Here is a 25903-nt window from a genome sequence, read left to right as displayed (position 1 = left end):
GGCATAAAAAATTAAATCAAATTTATGATAGTTCATTATCGGAAAGCGTATCTCCTGCTTTTATTGATATTCATATTTACCGGCTGTTTGACTGATGCAGGAGAAGATTATAAAACCATCATAACAACAGCTAAAGATATTGCTACATTAACCACTAATGTGGATTTAAGCAGATATCCTAAAGTAAAAGATACAACAGATTTTCCCATTATAGCATGGTTGGGAGTACCACCCAAATATACAAATATCGAACGTTTCCGCGAAGCTAAGGATGCAGGTATAACTATTAATTATTCTGCCTACCCGAATGCCGATAGCGTGCAAAAAGCGTTGGATATTGCTAAGCAGGTAGGAATGAAAATATTAATCCGTTGTCCCGAATTGGAGAGTAATACCCTTTCAACCGTAAAAAAGTTTAAAGATCATCCTGCTAATGCTGGGTATTTTATTAAAGATGAACCAACACTTTATGATTTGCCGTACTTGAAAAAGATTATTCAAACAATAACTTCAATTGATGACCAACATTTATGGTATGTAAATTTATACCCTAATCATGCATTTAATTTAGGAATGCCCAATTATCAAGAATATGTAAGACAATTTGTAGAAGAATTATCATTGGAAGTAATATCGTTCGATTTTTATCCTATTCTTAATGGTAACAATATCCGATATGGATGGTATAAAAACCTCGAGATCATTCGAGATGAAAGCAGAGATACGGGAAAGCCCTTTTGGGCATTTGCTTTAGCCACTTCTCACGGAGATTATCCCATACCTACTTTAGAACATTTGCGACTTCAAGTATATTCTAACTTAGCCTATGGTGCAAAAGGAATTCAATATTATACCTATTGGACTTATAACAGCCTGAACTTTCAATATTATTCCGGTCCAATTGAAAAGGACGGATCAAGAACCCTTGTCTATAATCATCTAAAAAAAATGAATAGCGAAATAAATGCGCTAAAGCATATTTTTTTATCCGGTGAAGTAAAAAATGTAAGTCATTATGGATCCCAGATACCTGATGGAGTGAAACGCTTAGCAGCCTTGCCTGATTATGTGAAGTCTTTGGAAATAAGATGTAATACGGCACTTATTTCTGAGATTGAAAATGATTCCAATAGGTTCTTGATGATTCAAAACAATGATTTGCATAGTCCTATTGAAGTAACTATTAAAGTGGATTCATTGACGAAAATTGTTTTGAAAAACGGTTCCATTATACCTTTTTCGCTTATTAATCAACCTTTTAAAATTGAATCAGGGGATATGGTATTATTTATGAGATGAATGTTTTTTCAAACGATCAATAATCCTTATTTAGTTAATTATTTATCACTAGTTCCAATCCCTACTTCACGGCTTCGCCCTTTCAGTCCCATGTGCGTTGTTGCCACAAGACCTACTCTTCTTTATTTTAACCCGTTTGAGCGAAAACGGTTTCGCTGTTGGTTGTCAACCTCCGGTTACCGCAATACTTCCAGCACCTGCGGCGAGAGGGTGACCATCATCACCTGCCGGATGGCTTCGATGCGCAGGGCTACCTTCTGCTTGCCCACGTGCTGTACCAGTTCGCCTTCAACGCCCGTGAGGGGCCCTTGGACGATGCGCACCCGCGTGCCGGGCTGCAGGTCGTCGGGCAGGCATTCCACTCGAGTTCGGCATCCATCACCCGCTTCAGCGTGTCGATCTCCTCATCGCGCACTACGGCGGGCTTGCCGTCGAAGAAAACGTAACGCACAATGCCCGGCGTGTTCAATACGTTGTAATAGTGGAGGTGATTGATGCGGACAAAGACGTAGGAACGAATGGCCGGTTCGAGTACCAGTTTGCGCCGGTCGCTCCACTGCCGCATTACCCGCTGCAGGGGCACGTAGGCTTCGATACCTTGCTCCGTCAGCCGTTCGGCCGCTTTTTTTTCGAATCGCGAGCGCGTGTAAAGCGCATACCATTTGAGTGCTTTGTCCATTTATAGAACCCGATTGCATTTGTATGCGGACGCAAATTTAGTTAATTCTTTTTATATGGTGTCCGATTTCTTGTTAAAAATTGAGTTTTTTCTTATACCCTTTGGTTTTTGGCGTCCGGGTATTCGGTTTAACAACGCTTTTTCTGCCTTTTTATTGCATGTCCTTCGCTCCTTCTTCGCTCTTCCTTCGCTCTTCCTTCGCTCTTCCTTCGCTTCAAGGCAGGGACGACAACATCGGATTCCGCGTGATCGGTATAAAACGAAGCTATATCTTTGCCGCATGTAGAGCGGGATACAGGAGTGGAGACAGCGCAAACTTTAGGCGAGGATGACGCAAGCCTGATGCAACCATGGAGCGAGGAAGGTGCAGCCTTGGTACGGAGAAGGTACGGAGAAGGTGTCTTGTTCCGAAATAGATTTACCGTAAATATAAACAAAAATCAGTATAATGCAGTGAGTTGAAAAAAAGTGAGCAGAATTTTTGGAGGGGGATGGGTTGTTTTTTGAAAAATTCCATTAATTTTGCTCCAAAATAGTGTTCCGGGTCAACAAATCCGATCGACCAAACCCGATTGAACGCGATCAAACATAGACAAACAGCACGTTATGAAGCAACTGACACGTATTTATGGGATCCTGGTGATTTTGTTGTGCATCTCGACTTCGCTTGTTGCGCAAATGAGCGACGAACAAATACTACAGGAGATGATGAATTACAGCAATGCCGGGATGACACAGGAACAAATCTATTTGGAACTGACAAAAAAGGGGGTTACCGTGGATCAGTTCCAACGCTTGAAAAAGCGATACGGATACGAAAAGAATTCTCAACCAAATGTTTTACGTTCCAATTATGATCTGAAAAATCAATATGGGAGAACATCAAAAGGAATGTTCCCTTATCCAGATGAAAAGGAAAGAATGAAAGATGAAGGTATGTTTCTGCAAGATTCGTTGATAAGGGATATACCGGGGTGGATGATTATTCCTCAGGAAGAGCAAATTTTCGGGCAGGATTTTTTCTCCACCCATCGCCTTACCTTCGAGCCGAACATGAATATGCCGACGCCGGCCAACTATGTACTGGGGCCGGGCGACGAGGTGATCATCGATATATGGGGAAATTCCGAATTGAATGTGCGTTATACCATAGCTCCCGACGGGCATATCACCGTACCGGGATTGGGACGGATTCAGCTGAGCGGCATGCGGGTGGATCAGGCAACGGCGCATATACGCAATGCTTTTTCTACGATTTATTCCGATCTGGATTCCCCCGAACCGCGTACCTTCCTGGCCATATCGGTAGGGAATGTGCGTACCATTCGGGTAAACGTGATGGGTGAGGTGGTGACGCCGGGTACCTACACGCTGTCGTCGTTCGCATCGGCTTTCCATGCGCTGTATGCAGCGGGGGGCATCAACAAAATCGGCAGCCTGCGTACGATCCGTGTTTTTAGGGCGGGCAAGACGGAGGCGGTCATCGATATCTACGAATACCTGATGCACGGCAACAATGCGGGAGATATTACGTTGCGCGACGGCGATATTATCAAGGTGGATCCGTATGGTGTACTGGCTCAGGTAACGGGCGAGGTGAAGCGACCGATGTGGTACGAGATGAAGGAAAACGAAACGTTGGACGACCTGATTCGTTTTGCCGGCGGGTTCCGGGGTGAAGCATATAAGGAGAATGTGCAACTGCGCCGCAAAGGAACAAGCGAGATGGAGGTATATACGGTGAATGCGCTGCAGTTTCCCGATTTTCGGATGCGCGACGGCGACCAGATCTCCGTGGGCAATATTCTTACCCGCTTTGCCAACAGGGTGTCCGTCGAGGGTGCCGTGATGCGTCCGGGAAGTTATGCCATCGGAGACGATATAAAGACGGTGGGCGATCTGATGAAGATGGCTCAAGGTCCGCGCGAGGATGCTTTCCTGTCGCGGGCGTTGCTCTATCGCGAGAAAGAGGATCTGACTCCCATTGTGGAGTCGGTGGATGTGGAGGCGTTGCTGAACAACCGCATTCCCGATGTTCCCTTGCGCAAAAACGATCGCCTGTTCGTTCCTTCGGTGATTTCGCTGCTCGATAATTTTACGATCAGTGTGGGGGGTGAGGTGCGCGCTCCGGGTACGTATGCCTATGCCGACAATATGTCGATCGAGGATGTGATTGTGCAGGCGGGCGGGTTGCGCGAATCGGCTTCCACTGCCCGTATCGATGTGTATCGGAGGATAAAGAAACCCGAAAGTACAATCGATTCCGGTGTGACGGGCGAGGCGTTCAGCTTTTCGTTGAAAAACGGACTGATCATCAGCGGCGACAAATCGTTTACATTGGAGCCTTTCGACGAGGTGTTCGTGCGTCGTTCGCCGGGATATGAACCCCAACAAAATGTGGCGATCGAGGGTGAGGTGTTGTTTGGCGGGCAGTATGCCAAATTGACCAAAGACGAGCGGTTGTCGTCGCTGGTGAATAGGGCAGGAGGGCTTACCCAATTTGCTTATCCTAAGGGAGCACGACTGCAACGTCAACTGACCGAAGCGGAACAGCGGCGTACACGTGAAGCATTGATGGCCAAAACTTTGTTGGAAAGTGAGAAAGTCATGCCATCGGATTCCCTGATGAAGAAAGATTCTACTTTGGTGGCCGATTTGGATTTGCGTTATCAATATGTGGGTATCGATCTCGAAAAGGCATTAAAAAACCCGGGAAGCGAAGACGATATTGTGCTGCGGGAGGGCGATGTGCTTTCTGTACCGATTTACAACCCTACCGTAAAGATTTCGGGAGGGGTGCTGTATCCCAATATGGTGGCATTCAGCAAAAAGAAGAATTTGGACGATTATGTGGAGATGGCCGGCGGTTATTCGCGTCTGGCCATGAAGGGCAAAGCGTTTGTGATTTACATGAACGGGCAGGTGGCTACGGGCCGTAGGGCGAAAATAGAGCCGGGATGTGAAATCATTATACCGGAGAAGCCGGAACGTTCACAGATATCGCTTCCCGAAATATTGGGTATCGGCAATTCGATTGCCACACTGGGACTGCTCATTACGAATCTGATAAAATAAGCCGCCATGGATGAAAACTACAAACAACCGATCCCTACGGTTCCGGTATCTTCGACACCGGCTGGCGAGGAAGAAATCGATCTGACGGAGCTGCTGGGCAAATTGTGGCATAAACGCAAATTCATCCTCAAGACGACAGGAATTTTCTTGCTTATAGGATTGTTTATTGCGTTATTTTCGCCGGTGGAATATACGGCTCAATGTGTTGTAGTTCCACAAGGGAAAGATAACCAAGGAGGGAATTTAGGTGGTTTGGCATCGATTGTAGGTGTAAATATTGGAACAAGCATTATATCGGAAGGGGTTATTTCTCCTGTGATGTATCCGACCATCATTCAAAGTTTCCCTTTTGCCGAAGCAATGATGGAAATCCCGATCACAGTAAAAAAGTCGAAGGATAAACCCATTACGTTGTATGAATATTACTCCGACAAAAAATACCGTACTTTTAATATTGTCAGCACTATCAAAAAATATACGATAGGATTGCCGGGCACCTTAATTTCGTTATTCAAACCTGCCGGGATTACAAATCCAACTTCGCTTGCCAAAGAAAATAATGACAGCGTTCCTTCCGTATTCGTAATTACACCTCAGAAACAGGCTGTTTGCAATGCGATCAAAAATGCCGTTCAATACGAATATAATCAAAAAGAAAAGTATATTACCCTTGGGTATACATTTCCTGAACCTGAGGCTGCTGCTCAAATTACAGAGCAACTTCGTAAAACGCTCGAAGAATATGTAATAACTTACAAGACTGAAAAAGTGAAAGAAAATTTGGCATTTGTTGAACGAAGCTATGAAGAGGCTAAAAAAGAATTTTTTCGAAAACAGACGGCTCTTGCTGCATTTCAGGATGCAAATCGAGGGCTGACTACTGCAATGGCTAGGACAACTGAGCAACAATTGCGGAATGAGTATAATATTGCTTTCACGGTGTATAATGAGTTAGCCAGACAATTGGAACAGGCTAAATTATCCGTTAAGGAAACTCAACCGGTTTTTACGGTAATTGATCCCGTTATAGTTCCTTTAGAAAAAAGTGCTCCCCGTCGAGGGATGATCCTGGTGGTGTTTGTATTTTTGGGGCTGATTGTTGCTATCGGCTGGGTGTTTGCCGCGCCCTTTTTCAACCACCTTTCCCGCGAAATCAAGCAACAACCCGCCGACGCTTGAACGCGGTACGTTATTGCCAATAAAAATCTCCATTTTTCTGCTTGGAGGGCGGTGTATTTTACCCAAACCGATCTGCTGTTTTGCGTATTGTATTTTTTGTGCTAAATTTGTGGAAACTCCATTGATTTTAGTAGGATGAAAATGCGACCCTTTCTTATCGTGGTTTTCATGCTTTGGCTGTCCTCGGTTGTGTGTTTGGCCCAACGCTTTACATCCGATAATTACCTCATCGATTATATCGTGATGGATAACGGGTTGATGCACAATTTTGTTGACGATATTTATCAGGACAAGCGCGGATTTGTGTGGTTTGCCACCGGAAACGGTCTTTCGCGATTCGATGGCTATGAATTCGTGCATTATACCATGAACAGTTTTCCCGTCGGCCTGAAAGGAAATTCCGTGCACAAGGTATGCGAGGATGATTTCGGAAGGCTGTGGATTGCTTCGGATGGAGGGTTGGATGTGTTGTCGCTTTCGGAACAAAAACTTGTGGATTTGTTTCCGGGGGCGGATGGCGATTTTTCTTTTTCGAATCAAACCGTCCTTAATCTGGAAAAAGATGCGAAAGGCGATTTTTGGTTGTTTTCGATAAACACGTTGTACAAAATCGTGTTGAACGCGGATGGGGAAATCGAATCGGTTTTCAAACTGACCATCGACGATCATCCGGTGCGCTATATTGCCATGGCCGACATCGATGGGGATGGGAATATCTGGATCGGCGTAAGCGACAAAATTTTAAAAACGTTTGTCGATAACGGAAATGAGACGATACGGACGCAACCGGTTTCGCAGAAATTGGTTTTCCCGCGCCATACGCAGGTTAATAAAATCCTGTGGAAAGAAAACGAGGTTTGGATGGCAACCGACCGGGGGTTGTACCGGTATTTCAAAAATGAAGATGCCGTAAAAATATACGTACACGACGCAAATGACGGGCGATCGATATCGCAGGATTTTGTTACCGATTTGTGTGTGACGTCTTCCAAAATGTTGATTGCTTCGACCCTCAACGGCATAAATATTTATCAGCCGTCGACCGATCGATTCGAGCGCGTTTGTCGGGACGAAAACTCAACCAAAATTACCCTGAACAGCAATTTCGTTAACTGTTTGTTTTCGTCGGGCGATATCCTGTGGATAGGGACCGAAACCGGGGGTGTGAACAAAATTACACCTCGCAACGTGTACGTGAAAATTTATACCCATCAAGAAAATACGCCGGGCAGCATTTCCAAAAATCCGGTGAATGCGATTTTGGAAGATGGGGACGGAAATTTGTGGGTTGGAACGGTGGAAGGTGGGCTTAACCGGAGAAAAAAAGGGACGAATTTTTTTGAACATTTCACTGCCGTTTCGTCGGCACGCTTGGGCCATAATTCGGTAAGTGCGTTGAGTATCGACGATGAAGACCGCCTTTGGGTGGGTACATGGGGAAACGGCGTCACCCTGTTGGATCGGAAAAATCCGGCGAAACCGGCATCGCGCTACCTGAATGCGGCAAGTGAGCCGGGCTTTTTGATCGATTTCGTAGGTGCACTGCAATACGATACAATTAACCGGGGGATGTGGCTGGGAACCAATCAGGGATTGTATTTCTACGACCTGAATACGGAAAAGCTCACGGTTCCGTTTAACGACCGGTCGTCAACGTCCATCAGTAACATCATCGGATCGGCCATCGACAGAAACAACCGGTTGTGGATCGGCTGCGACGAGGGGGTGTATGTGGTGAATTTGAATCGTGAAGGGAAGGATTTTTTTTCATATACGCATTACAAATACAAACCGGATAATCCGCAATCGCGACTGATCGATAAAATTACCTGTATTTATTTGGACAGCAAAGGCGTTTTATGGCTGGGGAGCGACCGGTTCGGCTTGTACCGGCGCATGACCGATAAGCAAGGGAACGATACGTTCAGAAATTATACGATGGCGGATGGGTTGGCGAGCAACAATGTGCGGGGTATCCTGGAAGACGATTCCGGCAATTTGTGGATCAGCACGAATAACGGCCTTTCTTTCTTTGATGTGAAAAACGGCCAATTTTCGAATTTGTATAAGGAGGACGGTTTGTGCAGCAGCCAGTTTTATTGGAATGCCTACTGCAAAACCGACGACGGTACCTTGTATTTCGGTACGGTCGACGGACTGATCGGCATCGATGCCAAATCCATATTTTCGGATGTTCGAAAATATACGGTGACGTTGACCAATTTGGTGGTAAATAACCGGCCGGTTTTTCCCGGTAAATGTATCGATGCCGATATTTCGATCAGCAATCGCATGGTGATCCACGAAAAAGACAAATCGTTCAGGATCGGTTTTTCGGCCCTGAATTACTTTTCGACATACCATTATGTATATGCTTACCGACTGTTGGGCTATGATGAAGACTGGATAGAGGCGCCCAAAAACGAGCATTCGGCGGCTTATATGAATCTGCCTCCCGGCAAATATGTTTTTCAGGTGAAATATACGCCCAAAAACCGGAAAGATTACGGAGAAATAACGCAGTTCGAGATCCGCATCAAACCCTATTTCTATAAGACGTTTTGGTTTAAATCGCTGATTGTCGCTTTCCTTCTTTTTTTGATTTTGTCGTGGTATTTTTGGCGTATCCGTTCGTATGAAGAGCAGCACAAAAGATTGGAGGAAATAGTGGACGAACGCACGCAACAACTTGAAAACCAAAATGAAATACTGAAAAGACAAAAATTTGAATTGGCGCAGCAAAATGTGGCGCTCAATCAGCAAAAAGAGGAAATTTTGCGCCAAAAAGAGCAGATTGTGGATATGTCGCGAAAAGTGCAGAAAATGAATCAGGAACGGTTGGATTTTTTTACCAATCTGACTCACGAATTCCGCACGCCGATTACCTTGATTGCCGGTCCCGTGGAACGTGCGCTGCGGTTGAGTACCAATCCGTATGTGATTGAACAGTTGCATTTTGCCGAACGTAATTCGAAATATTTGCTCACGCTTATCAATCAGTTGATGGATTTCCGGAAAATCGAATCGCAACGCACGGAAATCAATTATCAGCAGGGCAATTTTATGGTTTTTCTGAATTCGCTTTCCGAGCAGTTTGCCTTTCAACTGAAAGAACGGGATCTTGAATTGCGTATGGTTTGCGATTTGCCGGAACCGGATTTTTTCTTCGATGAAGATGCTTTCCGTAAAATACTGACCAATTTGCTGTCGAATGCCATAAAATATACCCCCAACAGTGGAACGATAACCCTGTATGCCAAATCGCTCGGCGATGGGTCGAATGGGCAATCCGAAAGATTGTACCTGGCGGTAAAAGATACGGGTACGGGGATTCCCGAAGAAGAGTTGGACGAAATATTCAAGCGCTTCTATCAGAGCCGAAATCATGCGCATTATACGGTTCAGGGACAGAGTGGAACGGGAATCGGATTATATCTGTGCAAGCAACTCGTTGACATGCTTGGAGGAAAAATCCGGGCAAAGAATAACAAAAGCGGAGGGAGCACTTTCCGAATGATCTTGCCGTTGCATCGGACAAATCCAAATGCGGCGGAAGGGGTTTCGACCGAGCCGGTTTCCGTACATGCAAATGAGCATAAGGAGAATATCGAAGACAGGAATAATTACAAAGAATGGGACAAGGATAAGCGTTGTTTTCTGATTGTGGAAGACAATATAGACATGGGGAAATACATTTGTTCGATTTTGAATCCGTATTACAACACCATAGAAGCGGCTAACGGGGAAGAGGCCTTGACGATTTTGCAAAGACACAATATCGATTTTATTATCAGCGATCTGATGATGCCTGTGATGGATGGTTTGACCTTGTCGAAGCGGGTAAAAGAGAATATCGAGTTGTCGCATATTCCGTTTTTGATGCTAACTGCCAAATCGTCGGAAAGTACCCGAACCGAAAGTTACCGGTTGGGCGTAGATTCCTATTTGGTGAAACCGTTTAGCGAAGAAGTGCTGCTTGCCCGAATACAGAATATACTGAAGGCAAGAGATCGTTATCAACAACAGCTGATCAGTCAAATGGATACTTCGGTACTTGAGTTGAGCGAAGAATCGAAAGACAAAAAGTTCATGGAAAATGTGCTCGAAATCATGAAACAGAACTATCAGAATCCGGCGTTCGATGTGCGTGATTTCGTGGAGGCGATGAACGTCAGTAAATCGTTGTTGAACAAGAAACTCAATGCGTTGAGCGGGAAGTCTGCCGGACAATTTATTCGTGTTTATCGGCTGAATTTGGCTTACAATCTTATTCTTCACAACAAGGGAACCAAAAACAAAACCATATCCGATATTGCTTATGAAGTCGGATTCAACGATCCGAAATATTTCACCCGCTGTTTCACCCGCCAGTTCAACATTACCCCGAGTAAATTGATGGAAGAGTAAGCGTATGCTGTGTTAAAAATAAACCTGTGTTCGTTTATCCACTTTATTTAATCTTTTGTCCACCCTTGTTAACCAAACTATTCGAATCTTTGCATTCATAAAAGTGTCTTGCTGTTTGTTAAGTTACGTTACGTTAGATTCATATTATGATAGCATGCACCTTAATTTCGATAATAAGTGATAAATAATCAAATTTAATTTTATGAAGACAACTAAATTAATCAAGTGCGCTTTGTACGCGGCAATGTTGGCTGTAATTGCCTTTGCCGGGTGCGAAAAATTGGAGGGTTATTCCATTGATGCGCCCGCTGACCTGCAGAGCAGGATCGATTCGATTGCGGCCGAAAAGGCTAAGCATTCAACCGGCGATACTACGTATATCGACATCGCTACGACGATAGTTGGAGCGGAAGATAACAGTGCTGCCTGGTGGACGGCTTTTTCGGATTATTTCGTTATTCCTTCAAACAAACTGTTGCATTTGGAGTTTGTGAACCACGGTACCGGTGTCAACAACTGGAACAACTGGAATCTTGTTGTTGCCAATGTTGCCGATCGTGATGCCGCCGACTATGCGGAATATTTTGTTCTTCGCTCGGATGCCTACGGCTGGGGTAACGATGATTTCGATCTCAAGATGATCTCCCATAACTATCCCGACATCGATGGGGATGGTGATATCTGGAACGACTTTCGAACTACCATGCAAGGGGCTCATGTTACGTTGGAAATTGATCATTCGCCGACCGGCAATGTGTTTGTAACGGCTACGGCGGTGGGTACAAATGGGGTAGAGCTGGTGATGACGTATCAGCAACCGGTTTCTGCTACGGAAGATATCGTGGCTTTCTTGGTTTGCGACGGGAGTCATTTCGAGATGAAGGAAGCTTATCTCATCCCTTCGAAAGTGACTGTTGTGGAAGATGTCGAACCGGTTTCAATTACGGTCGAGGGTGCTCCGGAGTTTGTCGAATTCGGCAACGACGATTTCTGGGGCGACGCGAAAGCTGTGGTTACTTTTGCCGACGGATCTTCCACTGAAGTCGATTTTTCGGATTTGTCTTTCAATGTTATTCCCGATATGACAACTCTCGGGAAAAAGACGGTGGTTGTGGCTTACAACAAAACCAAACAGGGAGCATACTGCAAGGCTGTATCGACCGTCTATACCCTGGAGGTGACAAATCCTGTGGTGAGTCTGGAGGTTACGACGTTGCCGTACATAACGACCTACTATTTCTACAATAGCGATCCTATCCGGTTCAATCCGGCAGGCATGGTTGTGACGGCTACCTATTCCGACGGTACAACGGCGGTTATGGATAACGATAAGCTTCAGTTCGGCAAAATCCAACCTGTGGAAGGTGCTCAGGAAGTGACCGTGTCTTATACGGGTACATCAGGCACGGTGACGACCACCGTTTCGGTGACTCTTGTAAAGGGTATAGGTCAGGTAGGTGCTACCGACTTCTCTTCTGCATGGTGGACGGCATTCTCCGATGACTATGCTGTTCCGTCGGGTCGTAGCAAGACGATAAAAATGTATTGCTATTCCGACAACCTTGCCAACTATCACAGTCCTTCCACCATTTTGCGGAAAGCCGACAAAACCGAATATGCCGTGGTCCGTATGGATAATTTCGGATGGGGCGACGGTTATAGTACAGCCACCGCCACAAGTGACTGGAATTGGGATACCTTCGCTTCAAACATCAGTGGCTCCAAGATCATTCTTACCGTTACAAACAACGGGAACAACACGGCCGATGTGCTTTACGATGTTACGTATGCCAACGGCGAAAAACATTTCCAAAAGTATGCGGGTATTACCGTTGACAGTGCCGACCTGAATTGTGCACTCGTAATAGAAGGGGCCTACATTGTTATTGTTGAATAATCACAAAGCTAATAATAAGTAAACTATGAAATATTTCTATTTAATTCTGTCGGGATTGCTCACGTTAGCAATGGCAACTTATGCAGACGGGATCGGCAGTGCCGATGCGATGTCGATAAATCAAACCGGTGAAATTACCGTAAAGGGAAAAGTCGTCGACGAGAACGGTGAATCGCTTCCCGGTGCGACGGTGCAACAAAAAGGCACCACACATGGTGTCGTTACCGACATCGACGGTAACTTTTCTATTGTTGTTCCTTCGGATGCTACACTGACAGTATCGTATGTGGGATACAAAAGTACGGAAGTAAATGTGGGTGGAAGAACCGATCTCGGCAACATCACCCTGGTTTCGGATATAAAAGAACTCGAGCAGGTGGTGGTGATCGGTTACGGTACACAACGCAAGGTCGATCTCACCGGGGCTGTTGCCATAGTCAACACCGAAGAGATGAAGAAAGTTTCGCACTCCAACATATCGACAATGCTCGAAGGAAAAGTTCCCGGTGTTCAAATTACCTCCGACGGACAACCGGGAGCCGACCCAAACGTGCGGATTCGCGGTATCGGTTCGTTCGGCAGTACCGCACCGCTGTATGTCGTAGATGGGGTGCCGATGGGAACAACCATACGCGACTTCTCGCCAAACGATATCGAGACGCTGCAGGTACTTAAGGATGCTTCTGCTGCCGCAATCTACGGTTCGCGTGCTGCCAACGGTGTGATTATCATCACCACCAAGCAGGGGAAGAAGAACCAACCCATGAGAATAGATTACCGCGGTTACTTTGGTGCAGACCAAGTGGCTTCCGGTGTATATGATGTGATGGATGCCGTACAATATGGCCGGTATATCACGATGGCTTACCAAAACAGTGGGATGAATGTTCCTTCGGGATACGATCCGACAAGCCCCAATTATTTGTATAACGCCGACGGTACGCCGAAAGTCAACACAAATTGGTTTGACGAGGCGTTCAAAACCGGTATTCGTCAGAATCACAACATCAATATGTCGGGCGGTGGTGCCAACAATACCTACAACATTGCGCTCGACTACTATAGCCAGAAAGGGACAATGGAGGGTGCGGGTCCCAACTTCGAACGTTACACGGCTCGTGCCAATAATGCCATGGATGTTAAGTTTATCAAATTCAAAACGAGCGTCGTGTACAGCCACAGCAATCAGGACAATATGGCGCTCAGTAACGCCAACGAGTATGTTCAGGGATTGTATGGTGCACAATATCCGGTAATGGCCTCGGCTTTGATTTTACCCCCGACCATTAAGGCTTACGACGAATCGACCTGGGTGCTCGACGATAAAATTTCGGCGGCCTCGCAATATACGTACGACTCTTACGGATACGGTACGTATTACGACGACGTGCATGGCGACTTGCGGGTAACGAACGTTTTGCTTACCAATAGTTTGCTGAAGAGAAACACAATTGTCGATCGCTTTGTCGCTTCGGGTTCTGCAAATGTCGACCTCCTGACCATGGTTGGCCGCGAGAGCAGCAATCACAAGTTCGATTACAACCTGAACTTGTCGTACAGCAAAACCACGGCAAAGGACTTGACATTCGTTCCTGCATTTATACAAAGTACAACCAACTATTTGTCAAAGAGCAATGAACGCCTGTCGCAGGGTTACCGCAATTATAGCGATGCACTGATAGAAAACTATGTAAACTACGAGGGCAAACTGGGTCGCCATAGTATCAATGCGGTGGTTGGTCAAACTTTCGAGCGCGAACTCTACCACACGCTTACCGGCGATGGCGTTAATCTGCCCGAACCCTACTACCTGCAGGTGAGCAACGCCGAAGAGACTTCAGCAGGAAGTTACGAAAGCGAACATGTGTTGGCTTCCTATATTGGTCGTCTCAACTACAATTTCGACGAGAAATATCTTTTCTCGGCAACCGTGCGTCGCGATGGTTCGAGCCGGCTTTCTCCGGATGACCGCTGGGGTTGGTTTCCTTCGGTATCGGCCGGTTGGCGTATCGAACGCGAGAACTTCTTCACGGTACCCGAATCGACGATCAACCTGTTTAAAATTCGTGCCAGCTACGGTGAACTTGGCAATGAAAACATAGGCGAATACCAATACATGGATATCATGGCAAGGAATAATTACACCTACAGTTTCGGGAATAACAAGGTTACCGGTTCTTCGATATCCAACTACGTAAACACGGCCATCCGATGGGAAAAGAAGAGAACTCTCGATGTGGGTCTCGACCTCGGTATGTTCAACAACAGGGTGGAATTTACGTTCGATTGGTATAAATCGACATCCGATGACCTTCTTTACAGTGTGGCTGTACCGGCCAATGCAGGTGTGACGAACGAAACCGTAACGATGAACGCAGCAACGATGGTAAACTCGGGTCTCGAGTTTCAGCTTACCTATCGCAATCATCAACATCCGGTTAAATATGACATTACCGGCAACTTTTCTACCTTGAAGAACAAGGTGACAAAGCTGGGTGTTTCGGGCGAACCGCGTACCGATGGTTATTGCCGTACAGAGGTGGGTCGTGAAGTGGGTTCATTCTACGGCTACGTTTCCGAAGGTATTTTTCAGTCACAGGCAGAGATCGATAACCGGGTCAATGCCGAGGGCTTATACATCAATCAGCCCGGGGCAAAACCGGGTGATGTGGCCTATGCCGACCTTAACAGCGACGGGGAGATTACCAACGAAGACCAAACTTATCTTGGCAGCGGCATCCCCGACGTGCATTTCGGTTTGAGTGCAAGTGTGGAGTGGAAAGGATTCGATTTGAGCATATCCACATTTGGAGCCGGCGGTTTCAAGGTAGTGGATTTCGTGGATGTTACCTTGCACAGTTCCTATGGTGCGCTCAACAAGAGCGTGGATCTGTTGAACGCCTGGACACCGGAGAACACCAATACCGATGTGCCGCGCGTGGCTTACAAATCGACAGGTTCGATCACCAACGATATGTTCAGTCAACGTTTCCTGCAAAACGCAACCTATTTGAAAATTGCCAATGTCGAATTGGGCTACAACCTCCCCGACAGTTGGTTTGGCGGGTTTGTACACGGCATTCGTTTATACGTATCGGGTCAAAATCTGGCCACATTGACGAAGTACAGAGGATACAACGTGGACTTTGCCGGAGGTACATTCACTCCCGGTTATAACTATTGTTCGTATCCGACGCCTCGAACGATCATGTTCGGAATAAACCTGTCATTTTGAAGATTTAATTTATAAAAAAGCGTATCATTATGAAAAAGTTAAATATAATGCTGTCGATGTTGGTGCTTATCGCGGGTTTGACGGCCTGCAACGACGCACTCAATGTTGTAAACCCGAACAATCAGACAACGTACGATTTTGGTGATTCGGAGTCGGAACTTCAGGAGGCTATCATTGCCTGCTATAACCGAATACGGCTCGAAGGTACTTTTGCCCGCGTGGGCTACACGTTGGATGCCGTACGTGGCGATGAAGTTTGGAACTCGTCTCAACAGTGGTATTTGGAGTACGACAACCTCAATTCTCCGGGTACAATCGAAATCGGCGACTTGTGGCCGTGGCGCGACTTGTATCATGTGGTGAACCGCACAAACTTCGTATTGTCGAAAGTCGATGCGGTGGATATGTCGGAAGAGGCGTATAATCAGATAGCCGGACAGGCACTTTTCCTCCGATCGTTGGCATATTATCACCTGGCTACCTATTACCAGACTGTTCCATTGATTACCGACTATGCTTCCTATTCAAACATCAACACCATGTATGCAGCCAACAATACGCAAGACGAGGTGTTTGACCAAATAGAAGCCGACCTCACGAAAGCAATGCAGATGTTGCCTTCGCGCGATAAAGGCGGCGAATGGGCTCAAGGTCGTGCCACATGCGGTGCGGCTGCCGGATACCTGGCTCGTGTATTGATGTTTCGTCATAAATATGAAGAGGCTTACGTGGTACTGAAAGATATCATCAAAGGTGAGTATGGACATTATGAGCTTATGGACGACTATGGCGACAATTTCAGGGAAGGTTCGCCATACGAAAATAACAAAGAGAGCCTCTTTGAAGTGCAGTTTATGGATTATGGCACAGGAGGTACCGATGAAGAATGGACGCCGGTAAACATAAGTTCTCAAGCAACTCAGGGTCACGCTGTGGAAAGCAATTACGCTTCTCAGGAAATGGGTAGTTGGGGCGACTTGGCGGGCTCACCTTGGCTGTACAACTTATTCAAAAAAGAGAAATGTACGGATGGTCGTCTCGATCCGCGTTTATACTGGACACTGGTTACGTACGAAAGTGAATATAGTTCCTATACGGGGTTGAAAACGGCGGCATATCCTGACGGGGATCCGCGTTGCAACATCATTTATCAGAAAAACATTACGGCAACGCCCGTGTCGAATACCGCACAAGGCGGTATATCGATAGCCAAGTTTACCAATGCACGAACCAATCTCTACAGCTCGATTACCAACGGATTGCATTGTGGAATCAACTTGCGGTTGATGCGGTATAGCGATGTGTTGCTGCGTGCGGCAGAATGCGAAAACGAAATCAATGGGCCGACGCAAACGGCGATTAATTACATAAATGAAGTTCGCCGTCGTGCCGGACTTGAAGATCTGAAACTCGAAGACTTCCCGACTGCTGATCATCTTTTCGAACAAATAGCAAATGTGGAACGACCGAAAGAATTCGGTTGCGAAAACGGACGCGGGATCGACCTGATTCGTTGGGGATTCTTCTACGATGCGAATCGGCTGAATCAGTTGGTTGAACACGGTTATTATAAGCTCGACGGAAAAGCTTCAACCGAAGAGCTCACGGCTGAAACGGCTACCGCTTCATCTTTCCAACATTATTACAAGGGACATGAATATTTTCCCATATATCAAGGAACACTGAATGCCAATCCGAATCTTAAAGGTAACTCGGCAAACAAGAATGAAGATAATGGGCCTGCTTTTAAAGAAAAATGGAGTATTCATCCTGTTGTGAAATAGAAATTGTTTGATTACATTAGGGATTTCCTTATCGACTGTTTTTTTGCATGTCGATAAGGAAGTCTTTACATATTAATTGTATTGCTCATGAGAATAAAGGATATATTGTTATTATTTAGCTGCATGACGACGCTGTTGGCCGCCGGATGCAGTAAGGAGGATATTGAAACCGGGGAAGAAAAGCCTGATTCGGAAACAAACTGGACCATTCCGACCTATCCCGACGACTATTCATCGATTGCATCGTGGTCAAACCGAAACCGGTGGAACCTGGCCAACACTCACGATCCGTCGGTTGCGTATTACAAGGGGTATTACTATATGTACGGCACCGATGCTTCGTATGGTAATGCGCACGAAGGACATGGCCACTTTCAGGGCAAACGCTCAACCGATTTGGTGAATTGGGAATGGGTAGCCGGACCTTTTTACGATCCGCCAACCTGGGTTGCCGACTCGCTCAACGCCATTCGTTCGCGCATGGGGCTCGAGGCCATTTCCGAAGAAGAGATACAGTACGGTTACTGGGCACCGGTTGTTCGCCGGGTCAACATCGGAGGGCAGGAGATCTTGCGTATGTACTACAGTATTGTCATCGATAACTACATTAAAACAGGGAAACCCAACACTTCGGCCAACTTTGATGGAAGCTGGACAGAACGTGCCTTTATCGGTATGTGCGAATCGACTGATCCTGCCGGTGCTGTTTGGACCGACAAGGGATTCGTTACCACTTCGTCATCGGATCGCGGACGGGATTACAGTCGCTCGAGTTTGTCGGATTGGAATGCCTATTTCTACTATAATGCCATCGACCCTACGTATATCGTAACACCCGAAGGGAAACATTACCTTATTCATGGTTCGTGGCACAGCGGTTTCGCACTGTTGGAAGTGGATGCTACAACCGGAAAGCCGATCAACAAGCTCGGTGAACCTTATGCTGACAGTGCAAGTGAACTCACGGCACGGTACGGCAAGCGAATCGGCACGCGTCGGGCATCGTCGCGCTGGCAGGGCAGTGAAGCTCCCGAAATCATATACAAAGATGGCTACTATTATTTATTTATGGCTTACGATGCGCTCGATGTGCCTTACAACACGCGAGTGGTTAGAAGCCAAAACATCGACGGGCCATACTACGACATCACCGGCCGCAACTTTACCAACGGTGAAGGCGATTGCTACCCCATTGTAACCCACCCGTATAAATTTAATCTCGGTTACGGATGGGTGGGCATATCGCACTGTGCGATTTTTAAAAAGGAAAATGCCGATGAGTGGTTTTATATGTCTCAAGGGCGATTGCCTGTCAATGTGGGCGGAAACCCTTATTCCAATGCCATTATGATGGGGCATGTGCGCCGCATTGTGTGGTGTCCGGCTTCTATAAACGAACCTGCTAACCTGTGGCCGATAGCGCTGCCCGAACGTTATGCTGCCGTACCCGATTACGGTACCATAACCAAAGATTCGCTTGTCGGGACATGGGACCACATTAAACTGGAATATACCTACGGTCGACAAAACACGGCAACGGCCTTAACGCTCAATGCCGACGGGACGATGTCGGGGGCACTGACCGGAAATTGGAGTTACGACGTGGCAAAAAAACAACTGAAATTGGGTAACGTGATTGTTTGCGTCGAACGTGAGGTGGATTGGGAAGCTTCCCCGCGCCGGGTGACACTGGTATATGCGGGTACCGAAAAAAATCTGAATGCAACCTATTGGGGCAAAAAAGTAAAATAATGCGATTTATATCCTGAAACCGTTGCTTTTCGATTGCCGGATGATTTACAAAAGGTAAGATATTCGATTTATATGCGCTTTGACGAATATCCGAAGTGTTTTAAGCAAGTACATGTCCGCCACGGCTGTGCCTGCTGTATTGGAACAGGTATGAAAATCGCTTTCAGGTGTTGGATAGGGGGAATTTAAAAAATGTGTTGAATAACATATTGTTTAAATTCAATAGTAAAATAATAAGTATTATTTTTACACGAATTTTTATGTAAATACTCGCTGATCATGCCGTTTTAATCGAAATACTTGGAGTAAGGCAGTACGAAAGGCGTTATGAATCGTCCTGCTGCGGGGCATGAGTTGTACGCGAAATGCGATATACGATTCGGATGTGAAAAAAGTTCGTATAAACACATCCTAAAATAGGTAAAGCAATTTTTTTTGTAGGTGAAGGAAGCATGGTTAGGTACTCGAAAAGGGAAATACAGATTTAATGTACATTTAGATTTATTATAAATACCGATTTACTATAAATAAAGTTGAACATTTAAATTAAAGCATCTTGTGGAACTATTAGATTGGGTTGTGATAGCCGCATTCATGGCTGCCCTTATCGGTGTGGTGATATGGGTAATGAAGAAGGGGCAGGAGAACACTGCCGATTACTTTTTGGGAGGCCGCGATGCGACATGGATTGCCATCGGGGCGTCGATATTTGCATCGAACATCGGTTCGGAGCACCTGGTGGGCTTGGCCGGAGCGGGCGCTTCGAGCGGTATGGCGATGGCACACTGGGAGATTCAGGGATGGCTCATTCTGTTGTTGGGATGGGTATTCGTTCCGTTTTACAGCCGGAGCATGGTGTATACCATGCCGGAGTTTTTGGAGAAGCGCTACAATCCGCAATCGCGGACGATTCTTTCGGTGATTTCGCTGATCAGCTACGTGCTGACGAAAGTGGCGGTTACGGTGTATGCCGGCGGACTGGTATTTCAACAGGTGTTCGGCATAAAGGAGCTTTGGGGAATCGATTTTTTCTGGATTGCCGCGGTCGGATTGGTGGTGTTGACGGCACTCTATACCATCTTCGGAGGGATGCGTGCGGTGTTGTACACGTCGGTGCTTCAGACGCCGATCCTGTTGTTGGGGTCCGTGGTGATTCTGGTATTGGGATTGAAGGAGCTGGGCGGCTGGGATGAGATGATGCGCATTTGCGGTGCCGTGCCGGTGAACGATTATGGTAACGTGATGACGGATCTGATCCGTAGCAACAAGGATCCGAATTTTCCGTGGCTGGGCGCCTTGACGGGGTCGGCCATCATCGGGTTCTGGTATTGGTGTACCGACCAGTTCATCGTTCAGCGTGTGTTGTCGGGAAAGAACCAGAAGGAGTCGCGCCGGGGAACCATTTTCGGTGCCTATCTGAAGCTGTTGCCGGTATTTCTGTTTCTCATACCCGGCATGATTGCCTTTGCGCTTCATCAGAAGTCGATCGGGGCAGGCGGAGCAGGTTTTCTGCCGATGCTGAGCAACGGGACGATCAATGCCGACGTGGCCTTTCCCACGCTGGTGGCCAAGCTGCTGCCTGCGGGATTGAAAGGGGTTATCGTGTGCGGTATTCTGGCCGCGTTGATGAGCTCGCTGGCCTCGCTGTTCAACTCGTCGGCTTCGCTGTTTACCATCGACTTTTACAAGCGGTTCAAGCCGCAGACGTCGGAAAAGAAACTGGTGGTGATCGGTCAGCTGGCCACGGCGGCAATCGTGGTGCTGGGCATCTTGTGGATTCCCATCATGCGCAGCATCGGCGATGTGCTCTACACCTATCTGCAGGACGTACAGTCGGTGTTGGCTCCGGGAATAGCGGCCGCTTTCCTGTTGGGCGTGACCTGGAAGCGCACCTCGGCCAAAGGCGGGATGTGGGGACTGATCACCGGGTTGATCATCGGCCTGTTGAGGTTGGGAGCCAACGTGTTTTACAGTAATGTGCCCGGAGCGCCGCAGTCGCTTTTCAAATACGTATTTTACGATATCAACTGGTTGTTCTTCTGCGGCATGATGTTCCTGTTCTGCGTCCTGGTGATCGTGTTGGTGAGCCTGTTCACCGAAGCGCCGCCTCTCGAGAAGATTCAGGGACTGGTTTTCGGTACGGCTACGCCGGCACAGAAAGCCGAGACGCGAGCCAGCTGGAACCACTGGGATATCATCCATACGGTGATTATCCTGGGAATAACGGTGGCTTTTTATATTTATTTCTGGTAAAAAATGGTGCCTATGTTGGAAGAACTGAAAAAGGAAGTGTGGCAGGCCAACCTCGATCTGGTCAAACACGGACTGGTGCTTTTTACCTGGGGTAACGCCAGCGCCATCGACCGGGAGAAAGGGTTGGTGGTGATTAAGCCTTCGGGCGTTTCCTACGACGAAATGAAGCCGGAGGATATGGTGGTGGTAGACATGGACGGACGGGTGGTGGAAGGACGACTGAAACCTTCCTCCGATACCCCGACGCACCTGGTGCTCTACAAGGCTTTCGGGGCGATCGGCGGTGTGGTGCATACCCATTCTACGTATGCCACGGCGTGGGCTCAGGCAGGCAGGGATATTCCCAACCTGGGCACCACGCATGCCGATTATTTCGGCGGCGACATTCCCTGTACGGCCGACATGACCCGCGAAGAGGTGGAAGGGGATTACGAAAGGGAAACGGGCGAGGTGATCGTGCGGCGTTTTGCAGGTATCGATCCGGTGTATGTACCGGGCGTGCTGGTGAAGAATCACGGTCCCTTCAGTTGGGGAAAGGATGCTGCGGAGGCCGTGTATCATGCGGCGGTGATGGAGGAGGTGGCCAAAATGGCGGCCGTTACTCTCGACATTAATCCGCAGGCGACGATGAATCCGCACCTGGTCAAGAAGCATTTCTCCCGCAAGCATGGTCCCGGTGCGTATTACGGACAGTCGTCAGGCGAAAAAGGAAGTTGATATTCCGCTGCGCAGGGAAAAACGTCAGAGAAAAACGTCAGAGAAAAACGTCAGAGAAAAACGTCAGAGAAAAACGTCAGAGAAAAACGTCAGGGAAAAAGAAAGTGAGGGAAAAGAAAGGCGCAAAAAGAACAGTGAAGAATGAGCGGCAGGAAAAAAAACAGTGAACAGCGAAGAATGAACGGCAGGGAAAGAACAATGAAAGAAGAGCGGCCGGAAAAGAACAATAAAGAACGGCAGGGAAACATGCCGCAAACGAAAATGACAAATTTCAACGTATAAAAAAGATAACGATATGAACAGTTTCAACGATTATGAAGTATGGTTCGTAACAGGTGCACAGCTGCTGTACGGCGGCGACGCGGTGATTGCCGTGGATGCCCATTCGAACGAAATGGTGAACGGACTCAACGATTCGGGCACACTGCCCGTGAAAGTAGTATATAAAGGTACGGTGAATTCTTCGGCCGAGATCAGCAAGGTGTTTTCCGAAGCTCAGACCACCGCATCGTGTATCGGGGTGATCACCTGGATGCATACCTTCTCGCCGGCCAAGATGTGGATCCACGGGCTGCAGAACTACCGCAAGCCGTTGCTGCATCTGCACACGCAGTTCAACAGGGAGATTCCCTGGGAAGAGATCGACATGGATTTCATGAACCTGAACCAGTCGGCACACGGCGACCGGGAGTTCGGCCACATCGTGAGCCGGATGCGCCGCAACCGCAAGGTGGTGGTCGGTCACTGGAAGGAGAAGAAGGTGCAGGAACGGATTGCCGTGTGGATGCGCGTGGCTGCCGCCTGGGCGGATGCACAGGACATGCTGGTGGTGCGCTTCGGCGACAACATGAACAACGTGGCCGTGACCGACGGCGACAAGGTGGAAGCCGAGATGCGGCTGGGATATCATGTGGATTATTACCCCATCGGCGATTTGGTTGCCTATCAGGATCGGGTGACCGATGCGGATATCCGTCGGCTGGTGGACGAGTACGAACAGACTTACGAGTTGGCTCCCAACGTGAAAGAGGGAGGCAAAGACCGCGGGCAGGTGATCGAAGCCGCACGGATTGAAGTGGCGTTGCGCCGTTTTCTCAAGGACAAGGGCGCGAAAGCCTTTACGACGAATTTCGACGAGCTGCACGGGCTGAATCAATTACCCGGCTTGGCTTGTCAGCGGCTGATGGCCGAAGGCTACGGTTTCGGAGCCGAAGGCGACTGGAAGACGGCCGCCCTGTGCCGCACGATGGGATTCATGGGGCAGGGGCTGGAAGGCGGAAGCTCGTTTTTGGAAGACTATACCTATCATTTCGACGGGGAGAAGAGCGCGATTCTGCAGGCGCACATGCTGGAAGTGTCTCCGGCCATCACGCGGGAGAAACCGCGCCTCGAGGTGCATCCCCTGGGTATCGGCGGGAAGGCTGATCCGGCACGGCTGGTGTTCACGGCTCACGAAGGAAAAGGCATTGCCGCCACCATCGTGGACATGGGCAACCGTTTCCGCATGATCGTGAACCACGTGGAGGTGATCAAACCCAAGAAGTTGCCCAAGCTGCCGGTGGCCTGTGCACTGTGGATACCGCAACCCAACTTGGAGGTGGGTGCGGCAGCCTGGATTCTTGCCGGAGGAACCCACCATACGAGCTTTTCGTATGCCTTGACGCAGGAATTTATGGAGGATTACGCCGACATTGCGGGCATCGAACTGCTGACGATCGACGAGAACACCACCATGGATGATTTCAAGAAGGAACTTCGCTATAACGAAGTGTATTATTTGTTGAACAAAGCATTGATGTAACGATATGGCGGAAAAATATGTCATCGGCATGGATTACGGTACCGACTCTGCCCGTGCGATACTGGTGAATGCCCGCACGGGTGAGCAGTTGGCCACATCGGTGAAATACTATCCCCGGTGGGCGGAAGGCAAGTACTGCAATCCGGCCAAGAACCGGTACCGTCAGCATCCGCTCGATTATATCGAGGTGCTGGAAGCGAGCGTGAAGGAATGCCTGGCGATGAGTCCGGCAGATGTAGCCGAAAATGTGATCGGCATTGCCTTCGATACCACGGGAAGCACACCGGTATTTACCGACGAAGAAGGTACTCCGTTGGCCTTGTTGCCGGAGTTTGCGGAGAATCCCAACGCCATGTTCGTGTTGTGGAAAGACCACACGGCCGTGAAGGAAGCGGCCGAGATCAACGCGTTGGCCAAACGCTGGGAGATCGATTACACGGCTTATTGCGGCGGGGTCTATTCTTCGGAGTGGTACTGGTCGAAAGCGTTGCACATTTTGCGTGAAGACGAACAGGTGCGGGGCGCGGCTTATTCGATCGTCGAGCACTGCGAATGGATGCCGGCACTGCTTACGGGTGTGAAACGGGCAAAAGATATTGTGCGCAGCCGTTGTGCCTGCGGACACAAAGCGATGTGGCACGCGAAATGGGGGGGACTGCCGAGCGAGGAGTTCCTGACGGCATTGGATCCGCTTTTGTCGGGTTTCCGCGACCGGTTGTTCACGGATACCTTCACGGCCGACGTACCGGTGGGACATCTGACGGAAGAGTGGGCAAAGCGGTTGGGGCTTACCACCGACGTGGTGGTGGCGGGCGGCGCCTTCGACTGCCACATGGGAGCGGTGGGAGCCGGCATCGAGCCCTATACGATGGTTCGGGTGATCGGCACCTCGACCTGCGACATCATGGTGGCTTCCTACGAGGAGATGGGCGATAAGCTCATCGCCGGTATCTGTGGTCAGGTGGATGGCTCGGTGATCCCGGGTATGATCGGACTGGAAGCCGGGCAGTCGGCTTTCGGCGACGTGTATGCCTGGTTTAAGCGGGTGTTGGAATTTCCGCTGCACCGCATCGTATCGCAGAGCACGCTCCTGGATGAGGAAACGAAGAAGAAGTTGATCAGGGAGACGGTTAACCGGATTATTCCCGCATTGACGGCGGAGGCCGAAAAGCTGACGGACAACGGCAGTACCCTCGTGGCTACGGACTGGATGAACGGTCGACGTACGCCGTTTGCCAATCAGGAGCTGACGGGAACGATTACGGGTTTGACGCTGGGCAGCTTGGCACCGCAGATTTTCAAGGCATTGGTTGAGGCCACGGCTTTCGGTTCGAAAGCCATCGTGGAGCAGATGCGCAAGGAAGGGGTGCGGATCGACAACATCATCGCTATCGGCGGTATTCCCTTGAAATCGCCGTTTGTGATGCAGACGCTGTGCGACGTGCTGAACATGCCGATCAAGGTGTGCCGCACGGAACAGGCGTGTGCATTGGGCGCAGCCATGTTTGCCGCTACGGCAGCAGGTTTTTACAAGCGGGTTGAGGATGCTCAGGCTGCAATGAACCCGGGATTCGACCGTGAATATGCGCCGGATGCCGCGAATGCGGAAAAATATGCCGGGTTGTATAAACAGTACCTGGAAATCGGCAATTTTACCGAGAATATTCTTACTAAACATTAATTATTTATTGGCTATATATCCTCTCCCTTATGAAAGGAATCGGCAAAATTCGATTTTTGTACTTCAGGAATATACGTCAATGATTTCAAAGATTATAAAATACAAAATACAAAATACAAAATACAAAATACAAAATACAAAGTA

At 48.1% G+C, this 25903-nt stretch carries 14 protein-coding genes; 13 read left to right on the top strand and 1 reads right to left on the bottom strand.

Annotation, left to right across the window (positions count from 1 at the left end):
• The first annotated feature begins 24 nt into the window (after nt 1-24).
• Nucleotides 25-1299 carry a beta-galactosidase gene (locus OLM34_RS00810; RefSeq protein WP_264404540.1) on the top strand — a complete coding sequence of 425 codons (1275 nt, stop codon included), beginning with the start codon at nt 25-27 and terminating at the stop codon, nt 1297-1299.
• Nucleotides 1300-1549: 250 nt separating this feature from the next.
• Here the strand turns inward: OLM34_RS00810 and OLM34_RS00805 are convergent, their stop codons facing one another.
• Nucleotides 1550-1978 carry a UpxY family transcription antiterminator gene (locus OLM34_RS00805; protein ID WP_264404538.1) on the bottom strand — a complete coding sequence of 143 codons (429 nt, stop codon included), beginning with the start codon at nt 1976-1978 and terminating at the stop codon, nt 1550-1552.
• A gap of 606 nt (nt 1979-2584) precedes the next feature.
• Between OLM34_RS00805 and OLM34_RS00800 the strand changes: the two genes are divergently transcribed.
• From OLM34_RS00800 to OLM34_RS00745, 12 genes are all read left to right on the top strand, one after another.
• The gene (locus tag OLM34_RS00800; RefSeq protein ID WP_264404536.1) at nt 2585-5053 is read left to right on the top strand and encodes an SLBB domain-containing protein; all 2469 of its coding nucleotides are present in this window, start codon (nt 2585-2587) and stop codon (nt 5051-5053) included.
• Nucleotides 5054-5059: 6 nt separating this feature from the next.
• The gene (locus tag OLM34_RS00795) at nt 5060-6232 is read left to right on the top strand and encodes a Wzz/FepE/Etk N-terminal domain-containing protein (RefSeq protein WP_264404534.1); all 1173 of its coding nucleotides are present in this window, start codon (nt 5060-5062) and stop codon (nt 6230-6232) included.
• A 135-nt stretch (nt 6233-6367) separates the two neighbouring features.
• Nucleotides 6368-10639, top strand: a complete 4272-nt coding sequence (locus OLM34_RS00790; RefSeq protein WP_264404532.1) for a hybrid sensor histidine kinase/response regulator transcription factor — start codon at nt 6368-6370, stop codon at nt 10637-10639.
• A 202-nt stretch (nt 10640-10841) separates the two neighbouring features.
• Entirely contained in the window at nt 10842-12536 is a 1695-nt protein-coding gene (locus OLM34_RS00785; protein ID WP_264404531.1) for a bacterial Ig-like domain-containing protein, read from the top strand.
• A 70-nt stretch (nt 12537-12606) separates the two neighbouring features.
• The gene (locus tag OLM34_RS00780; RefSeq protein WP_413777172.1) at nt 12607-15771 is read left to right on the top strand and encodes a SusC/RagA family TonB-linked outer membrane protein; all 3165 of its coding nucleotides are present in this window, start codon (nt 12607-12609) and stop codon (nt 15769-15771) included.
• Nucleotides 15772-15800: 29 nt separating this feature from the next.
• A complete protein-coding gene (locus tag OLM34_RS00775; protein ID WP_264404527.1) occupies nt 15801-17555 on the top strand; it encodes a RagB/SusD family nutrient uptake outer membrane protein in 1755 nt (584 codons plus the stop codon).
• 87 nt (nt 17556-17642) lie between these two features.
• On the top strand, nt 17643-19307 hold the full coding sequence (locus OLM34_RS00770; RefSeq protein WP_264404525.1) for an arabinan endo-1,5-alpha-L-arabinosidase: 1665 nt from the start codon (nt 17643-17645) through the stop codon (nt 19305-19307).
• A gap of 558 nt (nt 19308-19865) precedes the next feature.
• Entirely contained in the window at nt 19866-21560 is a 1695-nt protein-coding gene (locus OLM34_RS00765; protein WP_264404524.1) for a sodium:solute symporter, read from the top strand.
• Nucleotides 21561-21572: 12 nt separating this feature from the next.
• Entirely contained in the window at nt 21573-22277 is a 705-nt protein-coding gene (locus tag OLM34_RS00760; RefSeq protein ID WP_264404522.1) for an L-ribulose-5-phosphate 4-epimerase, read from the top strand.
• Between the two features lie 141 nt (nt 22278-22418).
• Nucleotides 22419-22559 carry a hypothetical protein gene (locus OLM34_RS00755; protein WP_264404521.1) on the top strand — a complete coding sequence of 47 codons (141 nt, stop codon included), beginning with the start codon at nt 22419-22421 and terminating at the stop codon, nt 22557-22559.
• A 13-nt stretch (nt 22560-22572) separates the two neighbouring features.
• Nucleotides 22573-24078 carry an L-arabinose isomerase gene (gene araA / locus OLM34_RS00750; protein WP_264404520.1) on the top strand — a complete coding sequence of 502 codons (1506 nt, stop codon included), beginning with the start codon at nt 22573-22575 and terminating at the stop codon, nt 24076-24078.
• Between the two features lie 4 nt (nt 24079-24082).
• Nucleotides 24083-25759, top strand: a complete 1677-nt coding sequence (locus OLM34_RS00745; RefSeq protein ID WP_264404519.1) for a ribulokinase — start codon at nt 24083-24085, stop codon at nt 25757-25759.
• Nucleotides 25760-25903 lie beyond the last annotated feature (144 nt).

This window comes from Anaerorudis cellulosivorans (genome assembly GCF_025943985.1).
Taxonomy (GTDB): domain Bacteria; phylum Bacteroidota; class Bacteroidia; order Bacteroidales; family Dysgonomonadaceae; genus Anaerorudis; species Anaerorudis cellulosivorans.
This window is presented reverse-complemented; position numbering and strand designations above follow the sequence as displayed.

What these genes read in the sequence shown, in the direction of transcription:
- OLM34_RS00810 (WP_264404540.1), top strand. Translation starts at nt 25, where the DNA reads ATGATAGTTCATTATCGGAAAGCGTATCTCCTGCTTTTATTGATATTC.
- OLM34_RS00805 (WP_264404538.1), bottom strand. Translation starts at nt 1,978, where the DNA reads ATGGACAAAGCACTCAAATGGTATGCGCTTTACACGCGCTCGCGATTC.
- OLM34_RS00800 (WP_264404536.1), top strand. Translation starts at nt 2,585, where the DNA reads ATGAAGCAACTGACACGTATTTATGGGATCCTGGTGATTTTGTTGTGC.
- OLM34_RS00795 (WP_264404534.1), top strand. Translation starts at nt 5,060, where the DNA reads ATGGATGAAAACTACAAACAACCGATCCCTACGGTTCCGGTATCTTCG.
- OLM34_RS00790 (WP_264404532.1), top strand. Translation starts at nt 6,368, where the DNA reads ATGAAAATGCGACCCTTTCTTATCGTGGTTTTCATGCTTTGGCTGTCC.
- OLM34_RS00785 (WP_264404531.1), top strand. Translation starts at nt 10,842, where the DNA reads ATGAAGACAACTAAATTAATCAAGTGCGCTTTGTACGCGGCAATGTTG.
- OLM34_RS00780 (WP_413777172.1), top strand. Translation starts at nt 12,607, where the DNA reads ATGGCAACTTATGCAGACGGGATCGGCAGTGCCGATGCGATGTCGATA.
- OLM34_RS00775 (WP_264404527.1), top strand. Translation starts at nt 15,801, where the DNA reads ATGAAAAAGTTAAATATAATGCTGTCGATGTTGGTGCTTATCGCGGGT.
- OLM34_RS00770 (WP_264404525.1), top strand. Translation starts at nt 17,643, where the DNA reads ATGAGAATAAAGGATATATTGTTATTATTTAGCTGCATGACGACGCTG.
- OLM34_RS00760 (WP_264404522.1), top strand. Translation starts at nt 21,573, where the DNA reads ATGTTGGAAGAACTGAAAAAGGAAGTGTGGCAGGCCAACCTCGATCTG.
- OLM34_RS00755 (WP_264404521.1), top strand. Translation starts at nt 22,419, where the DNA reads ATGAGCGGCAGGAAAAAAAACAGTGAACAGCGAAGAATGAACGGCAGG.
- araA (WP_264404520.1), top strand. Translation starts at nt 22,573, where the DNA reads ATGAACAGTTTCAACGATTATGAAGTATGGTTCGTAACAGGTGCACAG.
- OLM34_RS00745 (WP_264404519.1), top strand. Translation starts at nt 24,083, where the DNA reads ATGGCGGAAAAATATGTCATCGGCATGGATTACGGTACCGACTCTGCC.